We start from the raw sequence: 17510 nt of genomic DNA on the forward strand, positions 1-17510 counted from the left end.
CCCCTAACCCCTACCCCCTAACTTATGAAGAACGCCAAACTTGTCACCAAATCTTACCCTCACCACCAAACAATCGTCCGCCTTTCCAAAACAGTTGCTTTTGGCGGAAAGGAACTGGTTATTATTGGTGGACCTTGTGCTGTTGAAAGCCAAGAACAAATGGAAACTGTTGCTCAGAAGTTAACTCTCGCACCAGTTCAAGCCTTACGTGGTGGTGTTTACAAACCCCGCACCTCTCCCTACGCTTTCCAAGGCATGGGAGAAGAAGGATTGCAAATCTTGGCAGAAGTGCGATCGCGTTACAATATTCCAGTTGTCACAGAAGTCATGTCCATTTCCCAAATAGAACTTGTTGCTCCCCGTGCTGATATGCTTCAAATAGGTAGCCGCAATATGCAAAACTTCGATTTACTGAAAGCACTGGGACAAGCAGGTAAGCCAATACTCCTGAAACGAGGTTTGGCAGCCACCATAGAAGAATTTGTGATGGCAGCTGAATATATAGTCAGCTACGGTAACCCTGATGTTGTATTGTGCGAGCGAGGTATCCGCAGCTTTGACAATTACACCCGTAATGTACTTGATTTAGGTGCAGTCGCAGCACTCAAACAAATCACTCACTTACCTGTGATTGTCGATCCTTCTCATGCCGTAGGTAAGAGAGAACTAGTAGCACCTGTGGCAAAAGCAGCAGTTGCTTGTGGGGCAGATGGGTTAATTATAGAGTGCCATCCAGAACCAGAACAATCTGTATCTGATGCACGTCAAGCATTGTCTTTGGAAGATATGGTGAATTTGGTTGCTAACTTAAAGCCCGTAGCTGCATCTGTCGGGCGGAGTATATCAGAAACAATGGGGGTAGGTTCGCAACCTGCCCCTATTTGTTATGCAGCATAACTGTTAACTGTTCTGTTAACCATTCCCGGCTTGGGTAGATAACAGGATTAACTTTTCTTGTAGGAGGTTGTTCGCTAGCGACAGCAGATAACAATGCTTCAAGCGGATCGTCTCCTGTTGTACTCCTTTTCTCCTGACGGGGTTTGTCTAATGCAGGAAGTTCCAGGCAGCGAAAATTAGTCCCTTTGACTGTTGCAAATACTTTAAGAACAGTAGTACCTTCTGTATAACTTTCTGGAAGAGTTGTATGGAATGGTACTAATATCTGTTTGCCTGGATCTAATGGTTCATAGTCACGTGTTTCAGGATAGTGTTGGGTAATACTCCAATTGGGATGAATTGCCAGTACGGCAATATTGAGGAGTTGAGATGATGTATTGTGAATTCGCAGAATGATTTCTTGATGAATATTGAGTGTTGGTAGATTGCCAGGAGCATTGATGGGTTCTAATTCTCCATTTTCTGAGACGGTACATAATTCAACTTTCAGTTTTCCTGCAAAACGAGACCTTCGATCGTTATTTTCCAAATCTAAAGTCGCTTGATATTTAGACAAATGTACCAATCGTTTGAGGACATTCATAGCAGCCATTGGTTCACCAACTTTTAATGGTGGTCGCAAATTAGCGATCGCTTCTCCACCAGCATCAAGGATTTCGTACTCTCGTTGAGAGTTAACGGATACCTGATATGTTACGGGTTCATCACTCTCCTCATCACTCGATAAGAATTCTATCCAACTCCCTCCCAGTACGATTCTTTTATAATCTTTCAGGGATGCCAATGTCGCGTTAACATTTATACCCAAAGATGACAAATCTTCTTGAGGAGGTAATAGAGCTTGCTACTAATGCTTTATTTATTAACAAACTTGAAAGAAGCTAACAAAGCTTATAGTATGATTGTGTACTAAACAGCGATCGTATGGATAATCATGAATGGAAAAAGATGAATGGCTCAATTCCTCCCAAGCAGCAAACCTTATCGGATGCCATGCCCAATCAATCCGGCGTTGGGAAAAGGAAGGGAAAATCAAAGCCTATCGCACTCCAGGAGGGCAAAGACGGTTTAAACGCTCCGAAGTGGAACAGCTTACAGGGATTGCAATTGGAATTGTTCAACTTAGAACAGTCTGTTATGGGAGAGTCTCAACTAGCAGTCAGCGAGACGATCTCGATAGACAGATTGAATTCCTTAGCGCAAGATACCCAGAAGCAGAAATTATTTCAGAAATTGGCAGCGGACTCAATTTTAGGCGGCGCAAGTTTATTGCCATACTCAAACGAATTGTGTCGGGAGATATTCAATGCCTTGTTGTTGCCCATCCAGACAGGCTTTGTAGATTCGGGTTCGACCTTGTTCAATGGCTCTGTGCAGAATTTAACTGCGAACTCGTGGTTCAGGGTAACCGCAAACTCAGCCCCGAACAGGAACTCATTACAGACATGCTCTCCATCGTCCATTGTTTCAGTTCAAGGCTTTACGGACTTAGAAAGTACCGAAAGCCAATCGAGCAAGAATTACGGACTCAATCCATTCAAGAAATCCCAAAACATTCCGCCAAACAAGAGTGTGAAAATTCCGGTATTTCCCTGTAAGGAACTACATTTAATTTGGAAGCAATGGTTAGCAGCTTACAGATGGGTTTACAATCAATGTGTTGCATTTTTCAACAGTGGGGAAAAGTTACCAGATAATGTAAGTCTTGACCAGCATATTCAAAACTTGCAAATACAGGAAGGTAATGAATGGACACAATGTTTAGGGAAAACTCGTCAAGAAGCTGTTTGCGAAGCGCAATCTGCTTTTAGACAAGCAAAACGCGCAATGATTGGTAAGCCTAAAGTTGAACGCAGCAAGGTTTTCATCAAATTTCGTTCGGGTCGTGATAATTCACAAGTTATTCAATTTAAAAATGATGCGTTTAAAAATGGAACTTGGTTTCCAACAAAGGTTAAAGGTTTGTTGTTCTGTACAGCTTACGGCTATGAATTTCCCACTGAATGCATTTATGGGACTGAGCTAGCTTATCAACGTACTCAAAATGGCTACCAATGGTTTGCTATATTTCCTAAGTACGAAAACCCAGAAATTTCTTCAAGTGATAAAATTATTGGGTTTGATCCAGGCAACCGCACTTTTTTGACTGGGTTCGATGGGCAAACAATCTTAGAGTTTGGCAAGAAAGATATAGGGCGAGTAATTAGATTGTGCCTTCATCTTGACAAACTAATTGGACGTAAAATTAAAGCGAGTGGTAAGGTAGGTAAGAAGTATCGGTATAAGCTAGGACAGGCAATTAAACGACTAAGGGTAAGGATTAAAAACTTGATAAACGACATGCATCGCAAAGTATCAAGTTTATTAGTTCGGAATTATAAAGTAATTTTTCTTCCGACTTATGAAACTTCGCAAATGGTTTTAAAAGCAAAAAGAAAAATCAACCGTAAATCTGTACGTTCCATGCTTACTTGGTCATTTGGTCGGTTTGCTAAACATCTAAAACAGTCATGTAACCGACATGGTGTTTTATTAGTTAGAACTAACGAAGCTTATACATCAAAAAGTTGCCCCAAATGCGGTAAAGTTCATACAAGGCTGGGAAGCAACAAAAGTTTTACTTGCCCACACTGTAATTTTACTTTACCTCGTGACTGGGTTGGAGCAATAAATAATCTAATCAAGCCACTAGCAAATTTAGCTTTTGAAATACAAGGTAATAAATTAGTAATTACCTGCGCTGGGTAATCCCAGCATTGTTGGCAGCAACCTTTATGGAGATGGGAAACCACTGTTTATGGTTAGTACCTTTCCCGATGATGTTAGAATTTAGCAATTCTGTAAGGAATGTTAGGTTTAAATGCTGCACGTACTTTGCGAACAAGCTTAATACTGGGAGATAATTGCACCGCAGGCACACCATCTTCAATGGTTCCTTGATTGAGAGCTGGTGTAGTATTGGAAGATGGGGTCAATGGCGATCGCACTGTCCCCATGTCTCTAGTGACCGATCCGGTTGGGTCAGTTCCTCTAATTTGACGCAAAGGAGAATCAGCATTTTCTTGTTGCAGAATTGTTGTAATCTCCGCCCAAGACTCTTGTGCAAGCACTTGTACAATTTTTGCGACTGCCACACGGTTTGAAGTGTTAGTAAAATCCGTAGTACCCAGTTGATAGATAGCAAACTCTGCACCCTTGTGCAAACCTTGTGCTTCACCTGCTTGTAACAGAACACGCTTTTTTTCTAAATCGACTTGTTTGACAAAAATCGTAGGTTGGGAAGACACAGAGCGACTGCCGAAGATAATGCGATCGCATTCCCCTTGGAGCATGGGAGTTTGTCGGGCAAACTGAGTATTGACCTTTGCCAGAATGCGATTGTGAAGATCCCTATATGTGGTTTCATTACCCAGTTTTTGTAGGGAATCCAATAACCAATAAGTCAACGCGCCATGGGTCTGTTGACCTTCAAAAGCGTACTCGTAAGCATATTCATCATCCCGACAAGCTGCAAGTAGAACGTATCCTTTTGGTTCGGGTAACCAACCACTCGTTGCGATCGTGCGACGGGTGCTTTTTTGTTTTGATTGCCAAGTTTCAACAATTCTATCAGATAATGGAACCAAACTTTCTTGAGGGCGTACAGTTATATCTATAGTGTTCTTACCCAGTCCGCGAACATTGGATTCTTTGACTTCTCCTCGGACTGCGCCTCCAGAATGACAGCTATCTAGCACAACTGTAACCAGCAATCCCTTGTTCACCATATTTTGTAGCAGTTGCGCCAACTCCAAATCCCGGATGTAACGGGCTTGGGGATTGCCAATGTCCATAGGAACCAGTGCTTCATCATAACTATAACTTCCTTTGAGTTTGGGATAAATTGTTGTTGCACGTCCTCCATGACCGGAGTAGTGAATGTAAACGTGCTCTTGAGGTTGAGCGAGTTCGGTAATTTCTTGAAATTTGTTAACAATATTTTCGTATGTTGGTAAGAGTTGTGGTGGTTCTTTTAGTAAGTTAGAACCTTCAGATTGAGAAGCCGTCAGCTTGAAAATTTGACTATCAGATACATCAAGAGAGTTTTTCAAGAACACTTCTACTTGATTGATGTCACGTACACAGCCAGTTAGGTTTTTGTAGGAAGAACCATCAGATAATTTGTTAGGTAAATAACAGTCAATACCTATTAGGAGTGCGTATACTTTGGAAGTAGAGCTTGCTGTTTGAGACATATTGTTGTTTGTCATTTGTCATTTATTCAGTAGGTAGGGCTATGCGTACAAGAGCTAATGGTGGGTAGTGCTCACCCTACCTGTTTAGGTAATATAGGTGGCGGTTCGGGAGTCACTACTCATTGTGAAGCTTTATCCTTCATCTGACTTAAGCTACGGCTAGCAACATCAGCGCTTAATCCCCAAAGTATCAACCCTAAAAAATCAGTAAAAGGTCTGGCTCCAAAAGTTCTACCATTTTCTACATAGAAAGAATTTAATCCCACACCAGTAAGAGTCAGTAACAGAGCTAAGGACAGCAAAGGTTTGATAAACCATAGAGTCGCTTCAGCACGAACTTGGTCTGATAATCCAGAAAGTGTTACCAGTAACTTTTGCAAACGCTCAGCCATGGTAGGTTTACTCAAAGGGGCAGATTCTGTTTTAATAAGACGGCCAGTGGCAGCTTGTGCATTGTCTATAGACCTACTGACTTCTAAATTACCTGCCGATCTAGTTCCTGTGTTATCAAAGATTGTTTTTAAATTTTCTAATAATTCATCTGCCAATATATCATCTTTTTGTGAGATACAAAAACGAATTTTTTCTATCTGCGATCGCGCCAATTCTTCTGTTTTCAAATCTAGCGGATTTTCTTCTATTTTTTCCTCCAGCAATTGTAAATTAAGTAGAATTTCCAAGCGATTTCTGATAGCTTCAATTTGAGACATTGCTGCATCAATTTGGTCGCGAAAAACCAATTTCCGGACTTCATTAGACATATCAGATAATATCTTGCGATCGTCTTTGTTTTCTAGATTGGCATCTGCAATATCTAAATCAAGACGATTCACTTCTTTCAAAGCTTCTGCTTGAGCACCACCTGACTTTTCTACATACTGCATGAGCCTGCCGAGGATAACTCCTAACAAGAGTACAAGGAGAGGAACAAGTGGACCACTTCTAACATTTAAATCTAAAGGCAATGTCAAGCGGCTACCAGTATCAAAATTGAGATAGACAGCACCGATGTAATGGTCGGGAGGCATTTCAGAGCGTTTTAATAAAAGATTTATACCAACTATCTGGTTAGCAGGTAAAATCTGAGAGTTAGGCGAGATGAATGTCGCAGATGTATTGAGTTGATAACCCGTGATTTCACCTTGAGCGACAACTACAGGATGAAGAACATTGATATCTCTTGGAGTCTGGTTATCAAACTGCAACTCTCTACTATCAACATATGCACTAGTAGGCAGAAAGACACGCGCCAAAGCACAATCTAACCACCCGCTACAATTTACTAAATTAAGGCGAATTTGCTTAGTACCTTCTAAGGGAAGTAATGTTAACTGTTTGTTATCGGAATTAGTGAGTGGAGGTGTTTGAGCTAAGGCTGAGTTCTGGAGTAGAACGAGAGGTAGTAGAATTGTGAGTAACCATTGCTTCATTGCACTGCCTTTAGAGGTGAGAAAATATCAAGAGCTAAAACCATTGCCCTCAGAATTCTATTCTGAGGCTATACAAACAAAGTCCGCCTGCGCGGACTTCCAGTCTGATTCTGAATCAGAGTGTTTCTTCCCAAAACAATACCAGGCAGGCTTCGTTTGTGTAGTTGCGATTGCGAACATCGCTTAGCTTAATTTTTTTACAAAATAGACATCTCCAGAAATTAATTATGCATGACTTGAAAGTCTTGGTAGGGGCGCAAGGCATTGCGCCCCTACATCTTTTCCGGAGATATCTAATTGAGATGCTCCCCTTAATTATTGATTATATTGATTGTGACTTGTTTTGTAGTCCATTCTTGATTGGGATCGAAAACACGTACAGCTGCTCGCGGTTCAGGAGGTTGAGCATCTGCATCAGCACCGATCGCCTCCATAAGTTTTTCAAGTGGGCTGTTTCCTTGCTTAGCGTTTGCAGATCTGCTACCTGTTGGTTCATCAAGAGAGGGTAATTCTAGCCATCGAAAGTCAGCAGCCCCAAGCAGGGCAAAAACTTTAATACTTTCTTTGACTTTCTCGTATTCCTTCCCATCCGGTACCGTTAGTTGAAGTGGAATGATTTCCTCTCTACCGGGCTGAAACTCCTCAAATATTGCTTCCGACTCAAACAATGCGATTTGGGAAATAGCCCAAGTAGCGTCACTATCCAAGGCAACAATGTTAAATGTTTTAGAAGACGATATATTTTTAATTCGGAGAAACACGTAGTCACCGGAATCAATTGTAGGATTTTGGCGATCGGAAAATGGGTGTGGTTCTATGGGATCTCCTGGTTGCCAGTTCTCTTGTGTCAGTAACTCTACTTCAAGATTCTTGCCCAAGGTTGAAAATTGATTGTCAATTTCCTGCACTGCTTGATATTTTGCTAGGTGAACTAGACGTTGTACGACTTTCCTGGCAGCATCGGAATCTCCAATTGTTAGGGCTGGTCGTAAATTTTCAATCGGTATTCCAAGACAAATTTCATATTCACTTTTTCTATTGATAGCAACTTGGTAATCTGCTTTTTCTTGTTCATTGGAGACTAATTTCAACCAACCATTTCCTTCAATAAACCTCTCAACAGCTTTCAGCGCTTCGTCCTGCTTATCAACAAGTTCTGGAGGCAGTTCGTTGTCTTTATCGCCTACCTGTTTTTTGAACAAACGAACTCCTCGAATCAGATTTACTGGCGCTGATTGCATGACAGCTTGAGCACCAGCTTCAATTTTCTCTTGACGAACAATTTCAATGACTTCAGCAGAAGCTTTGGCTGCACCCGCTCCCCTGATTTCAACAATTGCTTGTATTTTCTCCTTGTCTGTAAAGTCTGTAGTTCCTAGCGGGTAGATGGCAAAGCGTGTACCCACAGTCAAACCCTGTGCTAAACCCGCATTTAATTGAACTGATTTCGGTTTTGAATTTTCTTCAACAACCTCTAGCACGTTCACTGCAAACTGTAGTTGTATGCTATCGCTACCAAAGACAAAACGTCCGCTTTCACCCAACAACATGGGTGTTTGTTTCTGAGGGAACTTACTCTGAATTTTGGCACTCACGCGATCGTGAAGTGATTTGTAGGTTAATCCAGAAACACTACTTGTCAGAGTGTCAATCGTCCAGTATGTGAGTGCTCCATGTCGATCTTTTCCATTAACAGCATACTCACGAGCAAGCTCGCTGGGACGACAAGCGGCTAGCAAAACATAGTCTCTTGTTTGAGGAAGCCATTTTCCTGAAAGACTGCTTGCATCTACTCCTTGTGTTAAGAGACGCCAGTTTGCAATCAATTCTTCACGGGAACCAACTAAACTCTCTTGATTGCGTGGTGTATCATCAGGCGCTCCATCCAAGCCACGAATGACAGAGTCATCACCTCGTGTTGCACCACCTGAATGACAACTATCTAAAATAACCGTGACAATCAATCCTTTATCTGTCATTCTTTTGATGAGCGTTGCCAATTCAACATCACGAAGATAACGAGCTTGTGATTCACCAATATCCATTGGCACAATTGCTTCATCTGGCTGATTTCCTCGCTTGAGTTCTGGGTAAATTGTTGTTGCAAATCCCCCGTGTCCGGAATAGTGAATGTAGACTTGAGCGTTTTCAGGAAGTTTCTCAGTAAGTTGACTGAATGCCTTCACAATATTTTCATAGGTTGGTAAAGAGTCTTGAGTGACGAAGGAATCTACTGCATTGGGAAGAGGAGAAGTCAGCTTAAAAATCCTTTCTGAGGGAATTTTCAACGTGTTCTGTAAATAACCTTCTACAAGTTGGATATCACGTACACATCCCCCTAAGGAACCATACCAAGGGTTAGGCAGGTAATTATCGATACCTATGAGCAGCGCGTAGAAGTTAGAGAGTGAATCTGTTTGGTTGGTCATCTCTGTTTGTTAATAGTTTGCAATATTTATCGCACAAAAAACATATTGCAGTACTTACGCTTCCTACTAGCCTTGAAAAAGTACATATAAGTACATTTTTATGTACGAGCATCAAGAATTTTGATGAATATGTGGCTAGCTGTGTGCCAAAGACTGCATTTCACGAGGCACTGCTTCCTCGCTTGCGTGATGCATCACCTTCTTCTCCTTGTTAAAAGTCCATCATTTTATAGCTGACAGTCACGAGGACTTATGCAGTATCCTACTATGGGTTCCGGAGGCAGAGGTTGCTCAATTTATTACAAGGGGATAAACCGGGGTGGTCAGAATTTGAGGCTGTGTTGAGTCGCATTCCGCGTAAGTGGTTGGAAGACCCTTACTTTAGCCATGATGCCCGTGAGTTATTAACTGTTGAAGGAGAAATCAAAGTGAAAGCTGAAATTCGTTCTTATGCTCAAATTGTTTATCAAGTTTGTCAACATTATGTTTTGAGCAAATTGAAATCTAAGTACGAATTGGAGTGGGATCAATGCAAAGTGAATTCTAAAAAAGAAGAAGAGTACAACGACAAGAAGTACAAAATTGCAAATGAAGCATTTCTAGCAGTACGATCGCGCAAACTTGAGGTTTCTGCATGACTGTTGCCCCTGTTGTTGTTTCTCAAGCGCCAACATTTTTAAGCGAAATTTTTCCGCTCAACAACTCTCAAGCCAATTTGATGTGCTTAGGCAAGGGGACGAGCTGAAGTGGATGAGGAGCCAAGTACTTAATGTATTTGCTGGACACTGACACGCTGACCCATCTTTACTCCGGACGGTTAAGTGTAGTCGAGCGGTTGAGAGCGGTAGAAGATCCAGATGTCGGAATTACTATCATTACCAAATTTGAAGTTTTACGAGGACGACTCGATTACCTTCTCAAAGCTGAGACAGCGATGGATGTGTTGAAAGCTCAAGAACTTTTATTTCGTACAGAGGATCTGCTAAATCATTTATTGCATTTTTGGGTTTACATCCTTGGTGAGTGGGTTTTGGCTAGCGAAGTTAGTAAACTTGTATGCTTTAAGTTTACATTTTCTCAAGTGGTTAAAGATTTGATATTAACAGGACTTACGCAACCTCAACCGTATTTTAAGGATTTCACATTTCTCAATAATATTTTTTGTAGGGTGGACAGCGATCGCCTTTGAACATTGTTAAGCAGTGCCCACCCTACACGAGATAATAGATATTTGGCTAAGATTGAGCTTAAATAAGGTTTTCTCAATCCAAAATCCAAAATCTAAAATCCAAAATAATTAAGTTCCTGAAGTCCAAGAGTTGATGTACTCAATTTGGTCTGCAGTCAGGCTATCAATTTGAACGCCCATTGCTTGCAACTTCAAACGAGCAATTTCTTGGTCTACATCAGTTGGTATGGAGTGAATACCGGGTTCTAAGCTACCCTTATTCTTCACTAAGTACTCGCAACCTAGAGCTTGGTTAGCAAAGCTCATATCCATCACCGCACTGGGGTGACCTTCTGCTGCAGCCAAGTTAATCAGGCGTCCTTCTCCCAGAACAACGATTGATTTACCGTTGTTGAGAAGATACTCTTGGGTGAAGGGGCGTACTGTCTTCACATCTTTTGCTTTAGCCCCTAAAGCAACAAGATCGAGTTCGATGTCAAAGTGACCGGAGTTACAAATAATCGCACCATCTTTCATGACATCGAAATGCTCGCCACGAATTACGTGCTTGTTACCTGTCACGGTGACAAATAAATCGCCAAGAGGTGCAGCTTCTGCAATTGGCATCACTCGGAAACCATCCATCACAGCTTCGATCGCTTTGATGGGGTCAATTTCTGTCACTACCACGTTAGCGCCAAGTCCTCGTGCGCGTAACGCTGTTCCTTTACCGCACCAACCATAGCCGACAACAACAATGGTTTTACCTGCTAACAAGATATTTGTTGCGCGGATTATACCATCAAGGGTGGATTGCCCGGTACCGTAGCGATTGTCAAATAAGTGCTTTGTGTCAGCGTCGTTAACGTTAACTGCGGGGAAGGAGAGTACGCCATCTCTAAACATGGCGCGGAGTCTTACAATTCCTGTTGTTGTTTCTTCAGTGGTACCAATGATGTCAGCAAGTTGGTGCTGGCGTTGTTGTACCAAGGTAGCCACGACATCACAACCGTCATCGATGATGATGTTGGGGCGATGATCTAAAGCTATTTGTACGTGGCGGTTGTAGGTTTCAGCATCTTCACCTTTGATGGCAAAGACAGGGATTTCATAATCGGCTACCAGACAAGCCGCTACATCGTCTTGAGTTGAAAGGGGATTGCTCGCAATCAATACAGCATCCGCACCACCAGCTTTGAGTGCAATTGCCAAGTTAGCTGTTTCTGTCGTCACGTGACAGCAAGCCACTAGGCGAATTCCATCAAAAGGTTTTTCTTGGGCAAAGCGATCGCGAATCTGCCGCAAAACGGGCATTTCACGTCCAGCCCATTCAATGCGCTGTCTTCCCAAGGAAGCTAGGGCGAGGTCTTTAACCTCGTGCTTTAATCGGGGAGAAGTTGCAGTCATTAAACAGTCCTCAAATTGAGTAAAAAGCTGCGTCATTATTTACGCACTCTACTAGATTATGCCAAATTCTTAAAAATGCAAAAGGGATTGGGGACAAGGGAGACAAGGGAGACAAGGAAGACAAGGAAGAATGAGTAAAGCGCTCAATGCCCAATGCCCAATGCCCAATGCCCAATTGCCAATCGTTAAATATTTGTTACAAATGAGGAAAGACTAGTAGAATTACACAGATTGGGTTTAGAGCTAACCTCTAAACATGACTCGACAGTCTATTCTGCACGAGGAGGTGTATATAGTGCGCTTTAAATTTTTGGCAGTCGCTCTTTGTTCGGCAATTATAACGATTGGGGCGATGCCTCCGGCGTCAGCGCAAATACCCTTTTTGCCTGTAGTGCAAACTCCTACAACTCAAACTACTGAATCAGATACGAGAGTTGTTTCGCGGTGGGTTGCGTTGGATGGTCGCTCTTTGTTTCAGGTAGCGGCACCAAGGGCAAATATTTCAGAAAGATTAGAACAAATCAACCAAAATCTCGAAACCATTAGTGACACTTATTTTCAATCGTCCGCAGAAGACCCCAAAGTAGAGGTCACATTTGAAAATCAAATCCCCGTTATTCGCGTTAACGGTAGATATTTGATGACCATTACCCAGCAGGATGCTAACCTACGACAAGTAGAACCGAAGGAGGCTGCCACTCGGATTTCTCAATTGTTAGGGGAAAAATTGAGGGAAGGAAAACAGGAACGACAGCCTAAAAGTTTAATTCGTCAAAGTGGAATTGCTGCTGGTGTGGGTTTAGCCATGCTTCTTGTCAGTTTTGGATTAAACCAATGGCAGAAACGTTCCAGTCAACGCTTGACACAACAACTTGCTCCAACACCTTCAATTGATAAACCAATCACAACCCAACTCAAGCAACAGCAAAATCGACATATGCATGAAGTCAGGAGACGCTTGTTTCAACTGGCTCAAGCAGGGTTGTGGGGAGGTGGAACTTATTTTATCCTGGGTCTGTTTCCTGTCACGAGAGTCCTGCAACTCGAAATTCTTACAGCCCTGCAAATCCCCTTGAGATTGGGTGTTGTTGCACTGGGTACTTATGTCGCTATCCGCTTCAGCTATGCTCTTATCGATCGCTTTACTTCAGCCATCGTTAATAGCAGTGTGTTGCTGACTCCTGAAACCTCCGAACGCTTACAATTAAGAGTTTCCACTATCTCTGGCGTGACTAAAAGTGTTGTGACTATCATTTGGGTAATTGCTGGAATTTTGACAGCACTTACGTCATTGGGTATTAATGTTCTTCCCTTACTAGCTGGTGCTGGTTTAGTGGGTGTGGCGGTTTCCCTTGCCTCACAAAACCTGATTAAAGACGCAATTAATGGTTTTCTCATTATTGCAGAAGACCAATATGCAGTGGGCGATGTTATCGATGTGGGCAATGTGGGAGGCTTGGTAGAAAATTTAAATCTCCGCATGACTCAATTGCGAGACGCGGAGGGACGGCTCATCTCGATCCCCAACAGCGAAATAAAAATAGTTGCCAATCGCTCAAGTCGCTGGTCAAGGGCCGATCTAACTATCCCGGTAGCTTATGATGCCAATCTTGATGAAGCATTGGAATTGATTGGAAAAGTTGCCTTGGAGATGGACGAAGATCCTAAATGGCAGTATCAAATTGTTGAAACCCCTCAAGTTTTGGGGGTCGATAATTTTGGAGACAGGGGTTTGATTATTCGCGTGTGGATTAAAACACAACCTCTCAAGCAATGGGATGTTGCACGGGAATATCGCCGCCGTCTGAAAATTGCTTTCGATCGCGCTGGAATTTCTATTCCCGTACCTCAGCAAGCTATTTGGATAAACGAGGGACATTTGGTGAAATCTTCCCTTGATGGCAGAGGAAATTGAGTAAAAACACGTAGGTTGGGTTGAGGAACGAAACCCAACATTTACAGACATTTGTTGGGTTTCGTTCCTCAACCCAACAACAAGAATTCGAGATCCCTAGCAGTATTGGGTAGGTAGGGCAGTCTTCTGGCAGTTCGGGAGTCACCATTTTAGTATATTTGTACTATAATAAATATAGCATCCAAAAAGCAAAGTAAAGCGCAAAACGGGTACAAAACACCGATAGGGAGAAGGTTTCAACGATTTGTCCTATGATTAAGCATTATATTCTCAGCCTCAATCCAACTGCCAAACACGAATGGGATCGCTGTATCTTACGCGATCCCCTAACAGCAAAACGCCCAGATATTGCCAAATTAGTTGCCGAAGTTGTTGGTGCGGATACGGGGAGTTATCTGGTGAGCGTCAATATCGAAGTTCAAGTGTTGGAACAAGCTGTAGTTCCTCAAACCGAACAACTTACACTAAATATTTTGGAGGTGAATGACAAGCCTCAAGTACGAGAAGCGGCGTAGAAAAATACGCAATTTTTAATTCGCGATTCCCGCCTGCATTGGGAATGGCGAATTACTTACAATTTTAATAGGGAAGATTATATTTAATACCAAGTTGAAAAAAGAATGCGAAAGATAGGAATGTTAAATTTTGTCTGGATAAAGCTTTTCCAATCCAAAATCCAAAATCTAAAATCCAAAATGGTATAGTATATGATGCAATTGAATCATTATCCAGCTGCGATCGCTCAAGCTGTTCAAAGAGTTAATGAAATTGACTCTCAATTGATGGCGGTACAGCACCAAATTAACCGATTTGAAGGGAATGCAGATCGAAACGCAGCCTTTGATATGGATTTGAAGAACGATACTCAACGCAAAGCACGTCGTTTTGAATTGTTACTTGTTAATCAAGAATATCAAAAAGCAGTGGATACCTTTATGCGTTTGACTTCTGATAAGGCAAATGCTGTGGCTCATGTAGAATATTTACGCAATCAGTTTAGTGTAGCCAAATTGGAGACAAGACTGGCGATCGCGCAACAACTTACAGATTTTGAAGCTCGTGAATTAGTGGGTTGTAGGGCTAATGGCTAATGGCTAATGGCTAATGGCTAATGGCTAATGGCTAATGGCTAATGCTAATGGCTAATGGCTAATGGCTAATGGTGATATTAAGGAGTTGGGCAACTTGGTGATTGATGACTGTGACATCAAAACGCTGGCTTGCGGTAGTTCTTGCATTATTAGCTACAGTTACAGTTTTCTCTTGTTCTTGAAAACAATTTGTAATGACTTTTGCTAGTTCTTCAGCATCTCCTGGCGTTACTAAAAAACCATTTACACCATGTTCTACTATCTCAATAGCACCTCCAGCTTTTGCTGCAATGACGGGTTTTCCACAAAGCATAGCCTCTACAATCACTCTCCCAAAAGGTTCTGCAGCAGTTGAGGTGTGAGCAACGACATCACAAGCTGACATTAATAAGGGAATTTCTGAACGAAATCCTAAAAATTTGACTCTGTTTTCTAGTCCCAGCGTTGTCACTTGTTGGTGCAAACGCTGGATATATTCTTGTTCGCCAAACAAAGCATCACCTACTAAAATGACTGTCACTTTTTGGGGACATTTTGCCAATGCTTCTATTAATATGTGCTGTCCTTTCCAAGGTGCAAGTCGGCTGAAATGCCCGACAATAAATTGTCCATCCAGTTCCAGTTCTTGTTTGATTTGCTGAATTTCAGATTCTTGAACTTTAAAGCTTGCTGGCTCGAAACCGTTGTAGACGACTTCTATAATTTTTGAATTTCCTCCTGCTGCTATAAAAGCAGTTTTACTTGCTTCGGAATTGGCAATGACTAATGAGGCAAAACGATTGGCTAGGGTAACGGCAATGCGACGGTTTGTTTGACTAAAATGCTCTGGTGAAAGAATATCATGTAAGTGATAAACCAGAGGGCGACGACTGAAAAAACTAGCTAATGCACCAACTACTAATGCTTTTTGCGTGTTTGCGTAGATGACATCAAATTGTTTTGCTCTTTGCACAACTTTGGTAATTAAGGGTATGAGTTGACTCAAGCTACTTAATCCTTGTGCCAAGCTACTTTCTTTGCGGACTTGTATTTGTTGGGTTGTCAGAACTTCGACAGGAATTTGATTTTTCTCTAGTAAATTTCTAAAAGAACCATCAGCAAATAACCCTACTAAACATTTATCTTTATAGGGTTTGGCAATATCTATCAAGCATAGTTCTGCTCCGCCCGGTTTACCACTTTGGTCAAGGAAGAGAATTTTCATGTTAAGTTTAGAATATTTGGATAAATCTGATTGTAAAGTCTTTGATGGTTGCTAGATCCCCCACTTTGTTCTCAGGCGGAGCTTCATAAACGCTGGTTACACACTGGAGGCGGAGCCTCCCGATCGGGCATTCCCAGGCTCCGCCTGGGAACGAGAGAGAGGCGGAGCCTGGGAACGAGAGAGTAATGAATTAGCTTTGACTCATCAGGCAAGCAAAATACTTCGGACATCTAAGGCTATTTTATGCCAGTCGAAATTGGCAACGGTGTACTGGCGGCAAGCTTCTCGTGAAGGTGCTTGCACTTTTCCTAAAAGGACTTGTTCTAATTTTTCTGCAATGGCTGAAACTTCTGGAGAACTTGTAATTAAGTTGGGTGAGAATGGTTCTAGAATTTCGGGCATCCCTCCAACAGGAGTCACAATTACAGGTGTTCCACAGGCTAAAGATTCTACAACGGCTAGTCCAAAACCTTCAAAGGACTGGCTTGGCATCACGCTGAAATTGGCAGCTTGGTATGCGACTGGTAAGTCTGGATCGGGTACGTAACCTAGAAATTGGACGTGGTCATGAAGCCCTAATTCATCAGCTTGTTGTTGCAGGGTCTCTCGAAGCGGTCCCCGACCTGCTATTGCCAACCAAACATCAGGAATTCTTGGCTGAATTTCTGCTAGGGCTAGTAACAATTTATCAAGTCCTACTCGATTCACCAAACGACGAGATGTGAACAGAATTGGACGGTCTTGAGGCCACCCCAATTTAGTGCGAGCTTCTTGTGGTGATAAGTTTGGTTGAAAACGGGAAACATCAACGCCACCAGGAATAATGTTAATTTTGTGCCATGGAATTTTATACTGTTGGTGTAAAATATTACCAAATGCTTTGCTTAGAACAATGAAGCGATCGCAGCGATTGTAAGTCCTTTGTTCTACAAAATAAGCTTTGAGAAAGATACTAAGATTTTGCTCCATGACTTCTTCTTTACTTTCGTATGCCCAAGGACCATGAAAGTTAAAGGTAATGGGTACTTTTTTTGGCAGTATATCCAAAATTGGAACGCTGTATAGCGCGAAATGTAAATTAATCGCGTCTGGTAAGCCACATCTTGTTTTCTTAAATGTATTGCGAATCGACCACAATCGCTTCCAGATGGGCATTTCTGGAGATGCTAAGTTAGTTAATTTAAGGGGTGAATTTGGTTCGTTTTCTGGTAAACCTACCCCGCATAATTCAACTTGGTCTTGATTTGCTGCTAACTCATGAGTGAGATCGTAGATATATCGTTCGAGTCCGCCCGGTGTTTTGGGAAACCAACCTACTCCTACACAGAGAATAGACGCAGATTTTGAAGCAGCATTTCTTTTGTTACCTTCCACTTACCTTTCTCCAAGTACTGGTTGTGCGCTTGTCTACTTATCTTTATTTTTTCGCCTTTTCCTATTATTCAGCATACTTCGTTGGTGCTGACAGTATATTTCTTCTTCATTTCCGTACAGAATCAGAAAATTTTATGCCATTCTGCCGAGAGATTTTACTGTTTATCATCTATCTGATGATAGTTAAATTTTATTCTATCCGATATATCATCCAGATGTTTCTTATTAGTTCTTATTGATACAAAATAAATTTTGAACTCAGAGGTCATTTATAAAGTAAATTTTAAATCGCCAAATATATTGTGTAGGTTGGGTTGAGGAACGAAACCCAACATTGAATTGAATTGTTGGGTTTCGTTC

General features: G+C 41.9%; 15 protein-coding genes. 8 read left to right on the plus strand and 7 right to left on the minus strand.

Going from position 1 to position 17510, the window contains the following annotated elements:
* Positions 1-24 precede the first annotated feature (24 nt).
* Positions 25-897: a 3-deoxy-7-phosphoheptulonate synthase gene (gene aroF / locus F7734_RS55105; protein ID WP_155752658.1), complete on the plus strand. Its 873-nt coding sequence runs from the start codon at positions 25-27 to the stop codon at positions 895-897.
* Here the strand turns inward: aroF and F7734_RS55110 are convergent.
* Entirely contained in the window at positions 878-1681 is an 804-nt protein-coding gene (locus tag F7734_RS55110) for a hypothetical protein (protein ID WP_155752659.1), read from the minus strand. The genes aroF and F7734_RS55110 overlap by 20 nt on opposite strands.
* A gap of 154 nt (positions 1682-1835) precedes the next feature.
* On the opposite strand from F7734_RS55110, the gene F7734_RS55115 reads away from it, so the two are divergent.
* Complete coding sequence (locus F7734_RS55115) at positions 1836-2495, plus strand: IS607 family transposase (protein ID WP_155752660.1); 660 nt, start codon at positions 1836-1838, stop codon at positions 2493-2495.
* The gene (locus F7734_RS55120) at positions 2470-3645 is read left to right on the plus strand and encodes an RNA-guided endonuclease TnpB family protein (protein ID WP_207714440.1); all 1176 of its coding nucleotides are present in this window, start codon (positions 2470-2472) and stop codon (positions 3643-3645) included. Before F7734_RS55115 ends, F7734_RS55120 begins: the two co-directional genes overlap by 26 nt.
* Positions 3646-3719: 74 nt before the next feature.
* Here the strand turns inward: F7734_RS55120 and F7734_RS55125 are convergent, their stop codons facing one another.
* The 3 genes from F7734_RS55125 to F7734_RS55135 all read right to left on the minus strand — a co-directional run bounded on the left by F7734_RS55125 (position 3720) and on the right by F7734_RS55135 (position 8991).
* A complete protein-coding gene (locus F7734_RS55125; protein WP_243147588.1) occupies positions 3720-5147 on the minus strand; it encodes a caspase family protein in 1428 nt (475 codons plus the stop codon).
* Positions 5148-5251: 104 nt separating this feature from the next.
* Positions 5252-6562, minus strand: a complete 1311-nt coding sequence (locus F7734_RS55130; RefSeq protein ID WP_155752661.1) for a hypothetical protein — start codon at positions 6560-6562, stop codon at positions 5252-5254.
* A gap of 311 nt (positions 6563-6873) precedes the next feature.
* Positions 6874-8991, minus strand: coding sequence for a caspase family protein (locus F7734_RS55135; RefSeq protein ID WP_155752662.1), 2118 nt, complete (start codon positions 8989-8991; stop codon positions 6874-6876).
* Positions 8992-9278: 287 nt separating this feature from the next.
* Here F7734_RS55135 and F7734_RS55140 point away from each other — a divergent pair, with 287 nt between their 5' ends.
* On the plus strand, positions 9279-9629 hold the full coding sequence (locus F7734_RS55140) for a hypothetical protein (RefSeq protein ID WP_207714441.1): 351 nt from the start codon (positions 9279-9281) through the stop codon (positions 9627-9629).
* A gap of 131 nt (positions 9630-9760) precedes the next feature.
* Entirely contained in the window at positions 9761-10180 is a 420-nt protein-coding gene (locus F7734_RS64805; protein ID WP_243147589.1) for a hypothetical protein, read from the plus strand.
* Positions 10181-10288: 108 nt separating this feature from the next.
* On the opposite strand, the gene ahcY is transcribed toward F7734_RS64805, so the two are convergent.
* On the minus strand, positions 10289-11566 hold the full coding sequence (ahcY, locus tag F7734_RS55150) for an adenosylhomocysteinase (protein ID WP_155752663.1): 1278 nt from the start codon (positions 11564-11566) through the stop codon (positions 10289-10291).
* Between the two features lie 352 nt (positions 11567-11918).
* On the opposite strand from ahcY, the gene F7734_RS55155 reads away from it, so the two are divergent.
* The 3 genes from F7734_RS55155 (at position 11919) to F7734_RS55165 (ending at position 14572) form a co-directional block, all read left to right on the plus strand.
* On the plus strand, positions 11919-13481 hold the full coding sequence (locus F7734_RS55155) for a mechanosensitive ion channel family protein (protein WP_155752668.1): 1563 nt from the start codon (positions 11919-11921) through the stop codon (positions 13479-13481).
* A gap of 251 nt (positions 13482-13732) precedes the next feature.
* Positions 13733-13996 (plus strand): hypothetical protein, encoded by a 264-nt coding sequence (locus F7734_RS55160; protein WP_155752664.1) that lies wholly within the window; start codon positions 13733-13735, stop codon positions 13994-13996.
* Between the two features lie 192 nt (positions 13997-14188).
* Positions 14189-14572 carry a hypothetical protein gene (locus tag F7734_RS55165; protein ID WP_155752665.1) on the plus strand — a complete coding sequence of 128 codons (384 nt, stop codon included), beginning with the start codon at positions 14189-14191 and terminating at the stop codon, positions 14570-14572.
* A gap of 58 nt (positions 14573-14630) precedes the next feature.
* Here the strand turns inward: F7734_RS55165 and F7734_RS55170 are convergent, their stop codons facing one another.
* Together F7734_RS55170 and F7734_RS55175 are read right to left on the minus strand one after the other, a co-directional pair.
* A complete protein-coding gene (locus tag F7734_RS55170) occupies positions 14631-15776 on the minus strand; it encodes a glycosyltransferase family 4 protein (protein WP_155752666.1) in 1146 nt (381 codons plus the stop codon).
* Positions 15777-15980: 204 nt separating this feature from the next.
* Complete coding sequence (locus F7734_RS55175) at positions 15981-17150, minus strand: glycosyltransferase family 4 protein (protein WP_166482757.1); 1170 nt, start codon at positions 17148-17150, stop codon at positions 15981-15983.
* Between the last annotated feature and the right edge of the window lie 360 nt (positions 17151-17510).

The organism is Scytonema sp. UIC 10036 (genome assembly GCF_009725235.1).